Source organism: Amycolatopsis orientalis DSM 43388 (assembly GCF_000411975.1).
In the GTDB taxonomy this organism is placed as follows: Bacteria; Actinomycetota; Actinomycetes; order Mycobacteriales; family Pseudonocardiaceae; genus Amycolatopsis; species Amycolatopsis orientalis_D.
Genome location: NZ_ASXG01000066.1, coordinates 35,551 through 50,007, shown reverse-complemented (window position 1 = coordinate 50,007; position 14,457 = coordinate 35,551). Strand labels below are relative to the sequence as shown.

12 protein-coding genes are annotated in these 14,457 nt (G+C 70.6%); 4 read left to right on the top strand and 8 right to left on the bottom strand.

The window, feature by feature from the left end:
• Window positions 1-840: 840 nt before the first annotated feature.
• Window positions 841-1,179 (bottom strand): hypothetical protein, encoded by a 339-nt coding sequence (locus tag L942_RS44240; protein ID WP_158684453.1) that lies wholly within the window; start codon window positions 1,177-1,179, stop codon window positions 841-843.
• 484 nt (window positions 1,180-1,663) lie between these two features.
• Between L942_RS44240 and L942_RS11765 the strand changes: the two genes are divergently transcribed.
• The 4 genes from L942_RS11765 to L942_RS11755 all read left to right on the top strand — a co-directional run bounded on the left by L942_RS11765 (window position 1,664) and on the right by L942_RS11755 (window position 4,898).
• Complete coding sequence (locus L942_RS11765) at window positions 1,664-2,290, top strand: maleylpyruvate isomerase family mycothiol-dependent enzyme (RefSeq protein WP_037358844.1); 627 nt, start codon at window positions 1,664-1,666, stop codon at window positions 2,288-2,290.
• Window positions 2,291-2,873: 583 nt separating this feature from the next.
• Window positions 2,874-3,104 (top strand): zinc finger protein, encoded by a 231-nt coding sequence (locus tag L942_RS42820; RefSeq protein WP_081655030.1) that lies wholly within the window; start codon window positions 2,874-2,876, stop codon window positions 3,102-3,104.
• 142 nt (window positions 3,105-3,246) lie between these two features.
• On the top strand, window positions 3,247-3,720 hold the full coding sequence (locus tag L942_RS11760) for a hypothetical protein (protein WP_081655029.1): 474 nt from the start codon (window positions 3,247-3,249) through the stop codon (window positions 3,718-3,720).
• Window positions 3,721-4,412: 692 nt separating this feature from the next.
• Complete coding sequence (locus tag L942_RS11755; protein ID WP_037358840.1) at window positions 4,413-4,898, top strand: DUF2127 domain-containing protein; 486 nt, start codon at window positions 4,413-4,415, stop codon at window positions 4,896-4,898.
• A gap of 6 nt (window positions 4,899-4,904) precedes the next feature.
• Here the strand turns inward: L942_RS11755 and L942_RS11750 are convergent, their stop codons facing one another.
• From L942_RS11750 to L942_RS11720, 7 genes are all read right to left on the bottom strand, one after another.
• The gene (locus L942_RS11750) at window positions 4,905-5,606 is read right to left on the bottom strand and encodes a PP2C family protein-serine/threonine phosphatase (protein WP_037358837.1); all 702 of its coding nucleotides are present in this window, start codon (window positions 5,604-5,606) and stop codon (window positions 4,905-4,907) included.
• Window positions 5,607-5,683: 77 nt separating this feature from the next.
• A complete protein-coding gene (locus L942_RS11745) occupies window positions 5,684-7,516 on the bottom strand; it encodes a glycosyltransferase family 39 protein (RefSeq protein ID WP_037358836.1) in 1,833 nt (610 codons plus the stop codon).
• Window positions 7,513-8,778 carry a bifunctional glycosyltransferase family 2/GtrA family protein gene (locus L942_RS11740; RefSeq protein WP_037358833.1) on the bottom strand — a complete coding sequence of 422 codons (1,266 nt, stop codon included), beginning with the start codon at window positions 8,776-8,778 and terminating at the stop codon, window positions 7,513-7,515. Before L942_RS11740 ends, L942_RS11745 begins: the two co-directional genes overlap by 4 nt.
• Before the next feature lie 103 nt (window positions 8,779-8,881).
• A complete protein-coding gene (locus tag L942_RS11735; RefSeq protein WP_037358832.1) occupies window positions 8,882-10,693 on the bottom strand; it encodes an ArnT family glycosyltransferase in 1,812 nt (603 codons plus the stop codon).
• Window positions 10,694-10,732: 39 nt separating this feature from the next.
• The gene (locus L942_RS11730) at window positions 10,733-12,253 is read right to left on the bottom strand and encodes a sensor histidine kinase (RefSeq protein ID WP_037358831.1); all 1,521 of its coding nucleotides are present in this window, start codon (window positions 12,251-12,253) and stop codon (window positions 10,733-10,735) included.
• 422 nt (window positions 12,254-12,675) lie between these two features.
• Window positions 12,676-13,545 (bottom strand): carbohydrate kinase family protein, encoded by an 870-nt coding sequence (locus L942_RS11725; RefSeq protein WP_037358828.1) that lies wholly within the window; start codon window positions 13,543-13,545, stop codon window positions 12,676-12,678.
• Window positions 13,542-14,456 carry a pseudouridine-5'-phosphate glycosidase gene (locus tag L942_RS11720; protein ID WP_037358825.1) on the bottom strand — a complete coding sequence of 305 codons (915 nt, stop codon included), beginning with the start codon at window positions 14,454-14,456 and terminating at the stop codon, window positions 13,542-13,544. Before L942_RS11720 ends, L942_RS11725 begins: the two co-directional genes overlap by 4 nt.
• Window position 14,457: the final 1 nt, after the last annotated feature.

Here is a 14,457-nt window from a genome sequence, read left to right as displayed (position 1 = left end):
CGAGCCGAGCCGAGCCGAGCCGAGCCGAGCCGAGCCGAGCCGAGCCGAGCCGAGCCGAGCCGGGGTTCTGTCGGGCCCGCGGAGCGGGGGTTGTGCCGGGCCCGCGGAGCGGGGGTTGCGCCGGGCCGGGCTGTGCGGGCCGAGCTGAGGTGGAGGCCGAATCGGGCGAGTCGACCTGCGCCGCTCCCGAGTCCGAGTCGTTTTCTGCGGGGCCGGATGGTGCGAGGCGGTGTCACCGGTCGGGCCGAGCGAAGGATCGTGCCGGGCCGAGCTGAGGCAGAGGCTGAGTTAAGCGAAACGAGCTGCGCCGCCGAGTCTCCGAGCCGAGTCGTGTGCTGCCGGGCCGGGGGACGTGCCATGCCGGGCCGAGTCGAGCCGCTTTATGTTGAGCAGGGCGGGGCGCCGGTGGGGTCGCGTCAGGTCGAGGTGGGCGGAGTCGGGGCGGGTCAGGTGGAGGTGCGCCGCGCGGCACGGAACCGGGCCGAGCCGAGCGGGTTGTGGCGAAGGCGGGCTGGGCGGGTGGAATAAGGCCAGGCTGGCGGCCGAATCAGGCTGATCGCCCAGCGCGGCGGTTGAGCCTGAGCGAGCAAGCGAGCGGGCCAGGCGGATCGAGCGGAACGCGGACCGAGCGAAACGACCCCGGCTCCCCTCCCCTCCTCTCCTTCCTCTCCACGCGCTGACGAGCCCCGGCGTCGGTCTTCCCGTCATCGCCGGTCGGAGCGGCCAAATCCCCGAGTCGGCAACCCCTCGTCTCCCGGTGCCCGGCTCTGCCCAGCCGGGCACCGGGAGGGCAGAACGCGGGCGGCCCTGAGCCGCCGCCCGCGTCCGCTTCGAGGGTGGTCAGGCGTCCCGGCGCGCTGTGTACCGCTTGCGGAGCACAGCGCCCGCGACGTGCACCAGGGCCACCCCGCCCGCGGTGGCCAGGCCGGCCGGGACTCCGGCGGTGGCGAAGACGATCGCGGTCGCCCCGGCGAGCAGGAGCACCAGGAGCGCGATCAGTTGCCCCGACTGGGTCCTGCCGCCCGGCAGCCCGGCGGCTAATTCGACCAACGTCCGCGCCGTCTTCCATGACGGGTAGGCCGGACGCGTGCTCGGCCGCGGCGAGGGTGCCGTCGGTGCTGGCTGCGGCATGCCCGGTTCGTGGAACGTCACGGTCACCCGGCTGGGGCGTTGACTCAAGGCGACGGCATACCGTCTGTCGTCGCCGGGGTCCGACTTTTCTGTCCGACGGCATGCCTGGCCTGCATTTTCCGCGCCAGGAACGGTCATTGTGCATCCTTTCTCATCCGCCGGAAAAGTTTCGGAACACAGTTCCCCGGCCGCATCGAGGGAAGCTGGTTCCGGTGGCTGCAGCGGGCGTCCGAGGAATGGAATATTCCACCCTTTTAACCCTTCCTGCCTGCGGCAACGCTATCTTTGCATGCCCACTGTCGATCGCGCTAACCCGGGGTGGATTATTCCTCGCCGCAACCGGACTTCCTGGTGTTTTGGGAACAGGTAGTCGCGATCTGGCGGGCTATTCTGGACGTTATCCACTGGCGCATATTCGACCCGATCGGATGAACAGACGCGAAGTTCCACTTTGGGTCCCCGGCTGTGATCAAACCGGCGAACGTCGGTGGAGCGCTGCTACGGTGAGTGTCCGCCGCAGGTAGGGGAGGGCATGGACGTACGGACGCTGGCTCGCGAAGAGCGCGCCGACTTCGCGGACTTCCTGGAGACCCTCACGCCAGAGCAATGGGACCACCCGACGCTGTGTGTCGGCTGGAACGTGCGCTCGGTCGTCGCCCATGTCGTGAGCTACGACGAACTGAGCGGACGCCAGCTGGCGCGGCGGTTCGCCCGCGCGAGGCTGTCGCTGAGAAGGTCCAACGAAATCGGCCTCGCCGAATACCGGGTGCGCGCGCCGGAGGAGCTGATCGGCGTGCTGCGACGGCACCCGCAGCCCGGCCGGCGCCTGGGCAAATTCGGCGGGATGGTCGGATTTCTCGACGGCTTGATCCATCAGCAGGACATCCGCCGCCCGCTGGGGTTGCCGAGGACGATCCCGGCGGTGCGGTTGCGCCGGGCGCTGGAACTTTCGCTGCGCGCGCCGCCGCTCGGGGTGTCGCGCCGGCTGACCGGATTGCGCGCGGTCGCGACCGACCTGGACTGGACGACCGGCACCGGCATCGAAGTCCGCGGCCCGGCGGAGGCCTTGCTGCTCGCCCTGGCCGGCCGCCGCGCGGCGGCGGACGACCTCGCGGGACCTGGCCTTGACGTGCTGATCAGCCGCACCACGGTGGCGTGATCGGGGCTGTCGCTGTTCGGGCGGGCCGCGCTGGTTGATCGTATTGCGGGGCATGGCCCGGCGGGTGGTTGACCATGCATGGTCGTGCTCCTGCCCGGCACCGGGGGCGTGCCCAGGTCCGCGCCGCATCGGCTCAATCCCCCTCGCGACAGCGCCGCCATGGCGTGCCGAACCCAGCGTGCGTGCTTTTCTCGCCACTGTCGGGTGACAACCCGCGCGCGGGGGTTGCGTATGCGCTTGGCGACAGCCGTCATGGCGGCAACCGCACTCCTGAAAGCGAGGTGATGCCCGTCCGGACGCCCGCCGCTGCTCTTCCCCTCGCGGCACCCGTGCTTGCTGCCGCGCCTCGCATCGCTGAAGCAGCACGAGTGCCGCAACCACCGCGGCGGCGTCCGCCCTCCGGGGTGTCACCAGCTGGTGACACCCGACCCCTCGGTAACCCGCGTTCGGTCCCGGGCGAGTGCGGAAAATACTGGTGGCACAAGGGAAAACCTGGTCCCGATGATCACCCGGAACGGGGGCTTGCGTTACGCGGCGGCGACATCCCAAATGGGACTCCAAGCACCACAAGGGGAGGAGTCCGGTGTTCAGATGGCAGCAAGCAGAAGGAAAACGGCACGCGCTGGACGGGCCGTTCGCGCCGCGACCCGAGGAAACGTTCATCGCACTGTGCGGAGCCGAAGTCACGGTCGCTCGCCGGGACGTGCCGCAACTCGGCGGGCACTGGTTCGACCCGACGTGTCCTGACTGTGCGGACGAATGGCGCCGCCAGAAGGGAGAAGCTCGCACGAGGGAACAACGGTGCCTGGCGTGAGCAGTACGGTGTCGGCCGCGGCGGGGCCGGGGTTGGCGTGGGCGCGCGGGACGTTGGGGCCGGGACTGGCATCGAGCTGGGGAGTGGCGCGCGGCGGTTTCCGGGGCGCGCGCGGTGCGGCATGCGGCGCTGGGAGCAGCGCATGACCGGACACTGGAGCAGGTTGCCGGAACAGCGCGGTTCGGCAGTCGGGCTCACCGGTCCCGAACTGGTCAGCTGGATCCGTGACCTGCAAGCCACGCTCGCGCTGGACCTCACCTTCCTCACCCGCGCGCTCGACGAACGATGCCCGCGCCCCGACGCGGTGCGTGACCTCGGCGAGCGTCTCCTCGACCTCGGCCGGGCGTTGATCCGGCGGGCCGATCACCTGAACGAGGTCGTCCTGGCAAGCCTGCCCGCGCACGGCTGGCTGCCGCAGGCGGGCACGCCGGAGAACGCGGCGCGGCTCGCGCATCAAGTCGGACGCCGTCCGCTTCGCTGCGGGCCGGTCTACCTCGGCTTGTGCGGAGCCGCGTGTTACCCGGTGTTCGGGCAGGACCCGCACAATCACACGAAACGGTACGCGCGGTGCCCAGAATGCCAGAGCAAAGGCGGTGCGGCCATGCTCAGGGAGTGAAAGGGGACGCTGGGCAGGCGGTGGACCGGGCTCGGTGGGCCGGAAGAACAGGCGGCGGACCAGGCTCGGTGGGCCGGAAGAAGGTGCCGCGGGCGCGCGGGAAGGCTGCTCGGTGAAAGAGGGATAGCGCCGAGGTCCGAGCATGGCAGGTTCGTCTGCAGCTGGGAGCCGCGAGGCGCGACTACCGGGTTCCGGGCCGAGGGCAGAGGCGCGGAGTGTGCGAACCGAAAACGCATCCGAGGCCAAGCCGCGATCCGTGGGAGCCGGAGGAGTAGTTCGAGGTCGAGTCGCAGTCCCGTGGGAGCTGGAGTGGCTGTTCGAGGTCGAGCCGCAGTTCGTACGGGCCGGAGCAGCGGTTCGAGGTCAAGCGCAGTCCGCGCGAGCTGGTGCGGCCGTTCGAGGTCAAGCAGCCGTCTGTGCGAGCCGAAACAGCCGTCCTAGATGAAGCCGCAGTCCGTGCGAGCCGAAGCAGGTGTCCGAGATCGAGTCGCAGCCCGCACGAGCTGGAGCGGCGGTCCGAGGTCGAGTCGCAGTCGGCGCGAGCCGAAGCAGGTGTTCGAGATCGAGTCCCAGCCCGCGCGAGCCGAAACCGCCGTCCGAGACCAAGTCGCAGGCCCACGCAAACCGGATCACCCGTTCGAAACCCGGCCATCAACCCAGCACCGTCCGGGTTTTTCCGGTTTCCTGTACCGATGAGCGAGGAGACATCCACCCGTTCCACCGAGCGGCTGTTCAAGATCGCGATCACCCTGAAAGGCCTCGACGGGGGCCTTCAGCTGATCGGGGCGCTGATCCTGGCGTTCATCCCCGCGACAGCCGTCACCGGGTTCGTCAACGCGGTCATCACCCGCGACCTCCTTGGCGACCCCTCCGGCACGCTCGCGCGGCATCTGGAAACCGCGGCCGAGCATTTCGCCGGAGGGGGCACCAAGACGTTCGCCGTCGTGTACCTGCTGGCGCACGGGTTGCTCAAGCTCGGCCTCGTGTGGGCGCTCGCGCGCAAGTGGGTACGCGCCTACCCGGTCGCGATGGTCGTGCTCGCGGCGTTCGTCGTGTACGAGATCTACCGTGCCTTCGAAACCCACTCCATCGCGCTGCCGTTCTTCGCGGCGCTCGACGCGGTGATCATCGTGCTCGTCTACCGCGAGTACCGGAACCTGAAACGCGAGCGCGCCTGACCTCGCTCAGGCGGCCGTCGGAAACCTCTCCGTGGCCAGCGCGGCCACGTCCGGGGCTTCCACGAACAGCGCCGTCGCGTTGTCGCGGCCGCCCAGGGCGATGGCGGTCGCGACCAACGCCGACGCGCCGCGGGCGGGGTCGGCGAGGATCTCGTCGATCGTGGCGGGCGGCAGGACCTTGTGCACGCCGTCGCTGGTGAGCAGGAGACCGCCGCTCGGCGCTTCCGCCGTGCCGATCTCTTCCGGCTTCGCCGTCCGGACACTGGTGGTCACCACATGCTCCATCCGCGGCGAGTACGGCTGATGCCGCGAGCGGAAATACTCCGCCAACGTGTGGTCCTGCGTGAGTTTGTGGATCATCGACCCGTCCCACGAGTACGCACGCGCGTCGCCGACCCAGGCGATCCGGTATCCGCCGGCGAAGGGCATCGCCACCACGAGAACCGCGTCTCCGGTGCCGCCCAGCCGCTGAACCGCTTGCTGCGCGGCCAGAATCGCCTTGACCGGGCCGGCTTCGACCGGAGTGCGCGCGGCGGCCGCGGCGGCGACCCGGGCGGCCCGTCCGGCACCGGGGTCGTCCCCGACGCCGTCGGCGAGCGCGAAGGTGATGCCGGGCGCCCCGGCGGCCGCGTAGGCGCTCACCGCGTCGGCATTGCGCTCGCGCGGCCCCTGCTCGCTCGCGGTGTGCCAGCGTTGATATCCGGCCATCGTGACCTCCCGGACGTTCGCCTCGGACGACTCCAGAATGCGCCTCGTTCCTGGGAAGAGGCTGAGGATTTCCCGACTCACCGGGTGAGCTGATAGACAGTTTCGCCACCGACCGTGATCGCGGGGAAATTCGCGGCCACCCACTCGGAGATGTCGTTCGACCCGCCGCCGGGACCGCCGCCCCGGCCGCCGTCCACGTAGTACGCCACTTCTCCCGCCGCGACGTACTGCTTGAACTCCTCCAGCGTCGGGGCCGGATCGCTGCCGTCCCAGCCGCCGATGCCGATCACCGACTTGCCGCTCGCCAGTTCCAGGCTCGCCGCCGACTGCGATCCGGTCGTCGCCGCGGCCCACTTCGTCGTCGTGCCGCCCAGCAACTGGCCGACGGATCCGCTGGCCTCCTCCATCCCGCCGCCGAACCCGCCCATCCCGCTGGCACGCGGACCCGAAGTCGGGATAGAACCGCTGTGCGGCAAGGAAACCGTCTCCACGGCGTACCCGGCGGTGCCGATCCCGAGCGTCACGACGACCGCCGCCGCGAGGCCGATCAAGACGGTCCGCACCCGCGGCACCCCGACCACCACCAGCGTGCTCACCAGCAACCCCAGCACGACGATCGCCCACCGCAACGCGGGAAACCAGTCCGGCGTCCGGTCAAGCAGGATGAAGTCCCACACGGCGGTCGCCGCGATCATCCCGCCCAGCACCGTCCGCGGCGCGGCATGCGCCCGGCCCCGCCACAGCGCATGCCCGGAAATCGCGACCAGCGCGGCGATCGCGGGCGCGAGCTGCACCGCGTAGTACGGGTGCACGGTGCCGCTCATGAAGCTGAACACCAGCCCGGTCACGAGCAGCCATCCGCCCCAGACCACCAGCGACGCCCGGGTCCGGTCGGTGCGGGCGGCATGCCGGGTGAACCACAGCCCGGCCACCAGGCCGATCAGCGCGGCGGGCAGCAGCCACGAGACCTCGGTGCCGAAGCTCGCGCCGAACATCCGCCCGAGGCCGGAACTGCCGCCGAACGCGGTGTTCCCGCCGCCCATCCCGCCTCCGGCACCACCGCCGAAGCCGTTGCCCTGCCCGCCGAAGATCCGCCCGAACCCGTTGTACCCGAGCGCCAGCTCCAGCAGACTGTTCCCGGTCGACCCGCCGATATACGGCCGCGAAGCCGAAGGCCAGATCTCCACCAGCGCCACGAACCAGCCCGCCGACACGACCACTGCGACCCCGGCGCACACCAAGTGCAGCACCCGTTTTCCCAACCCGGTCGGCGCGGCGATCAGGTACGCCAGCGCGAAGGCGGGCAGCACGAGAAACGCCTGCATCATCTTCGTCAAGAACCCGAAACCGATTGTCACGCCAGCGAAAACCAGCCATCGCGGGCTGGCCTTCTCGACCGCGCGCACCGTGCAGTACGCACCGGCGATCAGCAGGAGCACCAGCAACGCGTCGGGGTTGTTGAAGCGGAACATCAACGCGGCGACCGGCGTCAGCGCGAGAATCGCCCCGGCCAGCAGTCCGGGCAGCGGGCCGGAAACCCGCCGCACCGTCAGGTACAGCAACCCGACCGCGCCGACGCCCATCAGCGCCTGCGGGGCGAGCACGGTGAAGCTGGAAAACCCGAAGACCCGTGCGAAAGCCGTCCCCACCCACAGCGCGGCAGGCGGTTTGTCGACAGTGATCACATTCCCGGCGTCCAGCGAACCGAAGAGCCACGCCTTCAAGCTCTGCGTGCCCGATTGCACGGCCGCGGCGTAGAAGGAGTTGCCGAATCCGGAAGCGGTGAGATCCCAGAAGTACAAGACCGCGGTGAGCGCCAGCAGACCGAACACCGACGGACGGATCCAGCGCGGCGTCGCGAGATCCGGCGCGTCCGGGGCGGCGGGCCGGGCGGACAGGACAGTGCTCAAGACGACTCCTCGGTAGCGGTTCGGCGCGGATTGAAGACCCAGCCGCGCAGCAGGAGGAACCGGAGCACCGTGGCGGCGAGATTCGCCAGCACGAGCACGGTCGTCTCCAGCACGAGCCCGGGATGGGTGGTGTGGTTGAGCAGCGCGAGCGACCCGCTGGTCAGCGCCAGCCCGAGGCCGAACACGAGCAGCCCCTCGAACTGATGCCGCCCGGCGCCGGCCCGGCCGCGGACGCCGAACGTCACCCGCCGGTTCACCGCGGTGTTCGCGATCGCGGTGACGAGCAGTGCGGTGAAGTTGGCCGCCTGCGCGCCGACCATGGTCCGCAGCAGCAGGAAAAGCAGCAGGTACGCGACCGTGCTCGCGACACCGACCGCGGCGAACCGGACGAGTTGCTTGACCAGGCTCGGGGACACCCCGGGGGCCTCCACGCCGATCGGTTCGCGGCCGAGCTGCTCGCGCAGCCGGCGCACCGGGATCTCGCCGGTGAGCGTCGCGCGGGTGACCCGGGCGATGCCTTTGAGGTCGGCGGCGGCGGTCGCGAAGAGGTCGACCGACGAATCCGGGTCGTCGACCCAGTCGACCGGCACCTCGTGGATCCGCAGGCCGGCGCGCTGGGCGAGGACGAGCAGTTCGGTGTCGAAGAACCAGCCGGTGTCGCGCACGTGGGGAAGCAGCGCGCGGGCGACGTCGGCGCGGATCGCCTTGAAGCCGCATTGCGCGTCGGAGAATCTCGCCGCCAGCGTGCCGCGAAGGATCAGGTTGTAGCAGCGGGAGATGAACTCTCGCTTCGGTCCGCGGACCACCCGGGCGCCGCGGGCGAGCCGGCTGCCGATCGCGACGTCCGAATGTCCGGACAACAGCGGCGCGACGAGCGGGTCCAGCGCGGCCAGGTCGGTGGAGAGGTCCACGTCCATATAGGCCAGCACCGCGGCGTCCGAGGACGACCAGACGGCCCGCAGCGCGCGGCCGCGGCCCTTCTCGTCCAGGTGGTGCACCTCGACCTCGGGGAATTCGCGAGCGAGTTCTTCGGCCACAGCAAGGGTTTTGTCGGTGCTCGCGTTGTCCGCGACGGTGATCCGGTACGGGTATCCGGCGCGTTCGGCGAGATGCGCGCGCAGTCTGCGGATGCACGGTTCGAGGTCGGCTTCCTCGTTGTAGACCGGGATGACGACGTCGAGGACGGGATGCGGGCCGCCGAGGCCGACCGGAGTCGTCCCGGGCCGCGGGGCGCCGCTGCGGGAGGGGGCGGTGGCGTTCATGAGTTCACCGTCGTGGACCGGGCTTTGGCCACGTTGTGGTGTTCCTGTGCCTGCGCTGTGCGACGTACGCCCGCTCGGGTGATCTTGGCCGCACGGCATGGAATCAGGCAGTCAGGACATAGACGGAGACTCCGTCCACTGTGGTCATTCGGCAGTTATCGGCGACCCACTGGACGATCCGGGCGGCGGCGTCGCTTCCGCTGCTCGAACCGCGCATGGCCAAGCCGTCGCCGAGGAAGTAGCGGATCTGCCCTTGCCGGACGTACTGCTCGAACTGCTCGAGCGTCGGATACGGGTCGGTGCCGTTGAATCCGCCCACGGCGAGCACGGGTTTTCCGCTGGCGAGCTGGTATCCGGCGGCGTTGTTGGATCCGACGGTCGCCGCGGCCCACCGGTAGTCGCCGGCCTTCTGCAGCAAGGCGGTCAGGTTCTCGCCCGGCAGGGTGGTGCCGAGCAAACCGCCGCCGCCGAACATTTGCCGGGTGTTCGGGCCGGCGGACGGAATCGCGCCGCTGTGCGGAGTCGCCGCGGTCGCGAGGCTGTACGCGCCGCTTCCGAGCAGCAGCACGACCAGGCCTGCCACCGCGGCGACCCGGCCGAAGTGCGGAACGAAAAACAGTGCGGCAGCGGCCAAGAGCCCGAGAATCAGCACGGTCGGGGCGAGCCATGGCTGCCAAGAACCGTTCAACAGCAGGTAACTCGTCAGCGTGGTCAGTGCGACCCCACCGCTCAAAAACCCGACAGCGGCCGGATTGCCGCGGATGCGCCACAACTGGACCGCCGCGGTCCCGACGAGCGCGGCGATCGCCGGGGCGAGGGCGACGGTGTAGTAGGGATGGATGATCCCGCCCATGAAGCTGAACACCGCGGCGGTGACGATCAGCCAGCCGCCCCAGAGAAGCAGGGAAGCGCGGCTGCGGTCGGTGCGCGGCGCGTAACGCGTGAACCACAGGCCGGCGCCGAGCCCGAGTACCGCCGCGGGGAGCAGCCACGCGATGCCGCCCGCCATTTCGCTGCCGAACAACCGGAACAGTCCGGTGCTGCCCCAGCCTCCGCCCGGGTTGCCGCCGACGCTGCCGGTTTCGTCGCCGGTGATGCGGCCGAAACCGTTGTAGCCCAAGGCGAGTTCAATCAGGCTGTTGTGTTGCGAGCCGCCGATGTACGGCCGGTCGGCGGCCGGCCACAGCGCCACGACGGCGAGATACCAGCCCGCGGAAACCACGACCGCGGCCAGCCCGGCGAGCAAGTGCAGGAGCCGTTTGCCGAGGGCGGCCGGTGCCGCCACCAGGTAGGCGAGCGCGAAAGCGGGCAGGACGAGGAACGCCTGCAGCATCTTCGCCAGGAAGCCGAATCCGATGGCCACGCCCGCGAAAACCAGCCACTTCGGACTGGCCTTCTCGATCGCGCGCACCGTGCCGTAAGCCCCGGCGATGAGCAGCAGCACCAGCAACGCGTCCGGATTGTTGAAGCGGAAGATCAAGGCCGCGGCAGGGGTGAGGGCGAGGACCGAACCGGCGAGCAATCCCGCCGCGGCCCCGGAAGTGCGCCGGACCGTCGCGTAGAGCAGCCAGGTGGAGCCGACACCCATCAAGGCTTGCGGCACGAGAATGCTCCACGCGTTCACCCCGAAGAGCCGTGCGGACAGGCTCATCACCCAGAGCGCGGCCGGCGTCTTGTCCACGGTGATGCCGTTCGCCGCGTCGGTGGAGCCGAAGAACAACGCCTTCCAACTCTGCGTTCCGGCTTGCGCCGCGGCGGAGTAGAACGCGTTGGCCCAGCCGGACGCGCCGAGATCCCACAGGTACAGCGCGGCGGTGGCGACGAGCAGCAGCACGAGGGCGGGACGCACCCACCGTGGCTCGGCGCGCTCGACCGGCGCGGCGGGAACGGCTGGCTGGGTCGCGACTGCGGTCATGCGGCCAGCCTCGCGGGACGACCTGGGGCCGGGATGTGCCTACCCTGTGTGCCCGCTGTGGGACTTGCGGTCATCCCCGGCCGGCGTCCGCGGACCCGGGACCACGACCGGCAGCCGCACGGCGAATTCGGTCTGGCCTGGGCGGCTGCGCATGGCGATCGTGCCGTGGTGGGCGGTCAGCACCGCGGAGGCGATCGCCAGGCCCAGCCCGGTCGAACCGGCCGCCCGCGACCGGGACGAGTCCCCGCGGGCGAAGCGTTCGAACACCGCTGGCTGCAGTTCCGCGGGAATGCCCGGGCCGTCGTCGGTCACGGTGACCAGGGCACTGCCGTCCGCGGACCGCGTGAGGGCGGTGACCACTGTCGTGCCGGGCGGTGTGTGGACCCGGGCGTTCGCGAGCAGGTTCGCCAAAACCTGGTGCAGCCGTTGGACGTCGCCCAGGACGAGGATCGGTTCCTCCGACATCGAAAGCTGCCAGACGTGGTGCGGGCCGGCCACGTGCGCGTCGCCGACCGCATCCGCGACCAACCGGGTCAGGTCGACTTCGGCGACGTCGAGCGGGCGGCCCGCGTCGAGGCGGGCGAGCAGGAGGAGGTCCTCGACGAGCGCGGTCATCCGGTCGGCCTCGGACTCGATCCGGGACATCGAGTGCGCGACGTCCGGCGGGGCGTGGCTGTCCGACCGCCCGGCGAGTTCGGCGTACCCGCGGATCGCGGCGAGCGGGGTGCGCAGCTCGTGGCTGGCGTCGGCGACGAAGCGGCGGACCCGCAGTTCGCTGGCGTGCCGGGCTTCGAGCGCGGAGGAGATGTGGCCGAGCATGTGGTTCAGCGCCGCGCCGACCTGGCCGACCTCGGTGCGCGGATCGGTGTCCTGGGCGGGGACTCGGACGGACAGGTCGACGTCGCCGCGGTCCAGCGGGAGTTCGGAGACCCGGGAGGCGGTCTCCGCGACGCGTTCCAGCGGACGCAGCGTGCGACGGACGGCGAACGCGCCGAGGAACGCGGCACCGGTGACTCCGGCGGCGGCGACGCCGAAGAGGATGAGGCCGACGGTCAGCAGGGTTTGCTGCATCGGGGCCAGGGGCACGCCGGTGATGACCACGCCGTCCGGGACCGGGAACGCGGTGAGGCGGTAGTCGCCGAGGGAACCGATGGTGCGGGTGTAGGGGCGGCCGTTGGTGGGGAGGTCTTGGAGGGCGGCCAGTTCGTCGGAGGTGAGGGTGACGCGCTGGCCGTGCTGGGAGAGCCAGCCGCCGGTGCCGTTCGTGCCCTCGGGGGAGAAGTGCGCGTTGACGGTGCCCGCGCCTTGTCCCGGGGCGTCCAGCGGGTTGCGTTCCCCGTCGCCGGGCGGGCCGGGGTGAGTGGCGAAGTCCAGGGCACGGGCGGTCGCGGCGGAGAGCTGGGCGTCGGTCTGCGACATCAGGAACGCGCGGAGGGCGAACTCGCTGATCACGCCGATCACCAAGCAGACGAGGGACAACAGGACGACGACGGACACCGTGAGTTTCGCGCGCAGCGACCGGCGCCCGAACCGGGCGGCGAATTTCCTGCGCGAACTCATGACCTGAGCGTGCGTTCCGACGGTGTGGGCGCGATGTGTGCTTCCTGTGAGTCGGCTGTGGGGTCTCGGCTCGTCGCCTGGCGGCGACATTGCGCCCTCCGGCGTGCGTGGGGCACCCCGAAGCTTGATTGTGCTGACGGTCTTGGGGTGCTTGTCAAGGCGGGAAAGCGTGCCTTGACAAGCACCCCAAGACCGCAGGGAGGCTTCGTATCGGGGTGCGGGGGAGGGGCTGGGTGCCTCGAATTTTGGGTGCAGCGGCTGCGGTTGGCGGTGGGGTGCGCGGCTCGGGTGGCTTGGTGCGGGGGTTCGCGGGTCCGGAGGCGCTCCCGATGCCGCGTTGGGGCGCGTTCCGGCTGCGGGTGGTCCGTGAAGGGCTCCTTGAGGGAATCAGATTCCCTCAAGGAGCCCTTCACGGACGTGGGTCAGGGTTGGGGGCCGATGCGGCTTACTGCCAGTGCGCCCAGTTGGGTGCCGGTGCGCAGGACGTCCATTGTGGACTTTCCGGCCAGCCAGGTGGTGAGGACGCCTGCGTCGAAGGCGTCGCCTGCGCCGGTCGAGTCGACGCAGGTGGTTTCTACTGCGGGGACTGTCGAGATGCCGGTGGCGTCGATCCAGCTCGCGCCGTCCAGCCCGGCGGTGACCACTACCGCGCCGACGGTGTCCAGTAGCTCTTCGGCGGAGGACGGGTCGGAGGAGCCGGTCAGGGCGACTAACTCCTCGGTGTTCGGCATGAGCAGGTCGGTGCCGCGTACGTCGTCCAGGAAAGCGGCCGGGTCGTGGATGTGGGCGGCGGCTTGGGGGTCCACGGACGTGGTCAGCCCGGCTTCCTTGGCGGCGGCGAGCGCGGCCAGGCCCGCGGGGCGCGAAGACGGGTCGAGCAGGACATAGCCCGACAGGTGCAGGTGGGTGGAGCCGGCGAGGGCGGCTGGGGTGACGTCCTCGGGGGCGAAGCGTTTGTTGGCGCCGCGGTCGGCGAGCATGCTTCGTTGGCCTTCTCCGTCCACCAGGACGACCACACAGCAGGTCGGGGCTTCCGGGTCGGTCGCGAACGCGCAACGGACGCCCGCGGCCTCCAGCTCGGCTCGGATCAGGCGGCCGCCCGAGTCGTCGCCGATTCGGGCGATCAAGGTGGTTTCCGCGCCAAGGGAACGCAGCCACAGGGCCGTGTTCGCTCCGGCGCCTCCGCCGGTGAAGCGGATCGCGGCTCGGGCGTCGCCGCCGTGCGGGAGGGGCTGGTCGTGTCGCGCGACGACGTCCAAGCCCGCGTCGCCCACTACTACGATTCCGGTCACGAGAGGGCCACCGCTACTTCGGCGGCGAGTTTGGCGTTGGACAGCACCAAAGCTTCGTTCGCGTCGATGCTGACGCCTTCGCTGGCGGTGTGGAAGTGCTCCAGCAGCACGGGAGTCACGTCCGCGCCGTGCACGTCCGCGTCGGCCAGTTTCGCCAGGCCCTCCCGCAGCAGGCGATCGTGCAGTGCACGGTCCATTTCGGACTCTTCCGGGATCGGATTGGCCAGCAGGACACCGGAATTCGCGTAGCGGCGGTGCGCGGCGATCACCGCGGCGGCCTGTTGCGGGTCCTGTACCCGCCAGCCAACGGGGTGCCCCGACGAGCGGAGGTAGAAGGCGGGGAAGTCGTCGGTGCGGTAGCCGAGGACCGGCACCGAATTCGTTTCCAGCACTTCCAGGGTCGCGGGGATGTCCAGGACCGACTTCACGCCGGAGCAGACGACCACGGTCGGCACCTTGGCGAGGACGCCCAGGTCTGCCGAGACGTCCCAGCTCTGCGCCGCGCCCAGGTGCACGCCGCCGAGGCCACCGGTGGCGAAGACGCCGATTCCGGCCGCCGCGGCGAGCGCGGAGGTGCCCGCGACGGTGGTGGCGCCGGAGCGGCCGAGGCCGACCGCGGGGCCCAGATCGCGCAGGGACAGCTTGTCCAAGCCGGCATCGGGGGCGCAGACGCGCTCCAGTTCGGCGGGGGAGAGGCCGATGACCGGCCGTCCGTCCAGCACGGCGATGGTGGCCGGCACAGCGCCGCCGTCCCGGACGGTTTGCTCGATCCGGCGGCCGACGTCGAGGTTCCGGCCGTAGGGAAGGCCGTGCGAAAGGATCGTGCTCTCGAGGGCGACGACGGGGTGTCCGTCGCGCAACGCCGAGGCGACTTCCTCGTGGACGAACAGGGGAGTGGTCTGGGTGGTCACG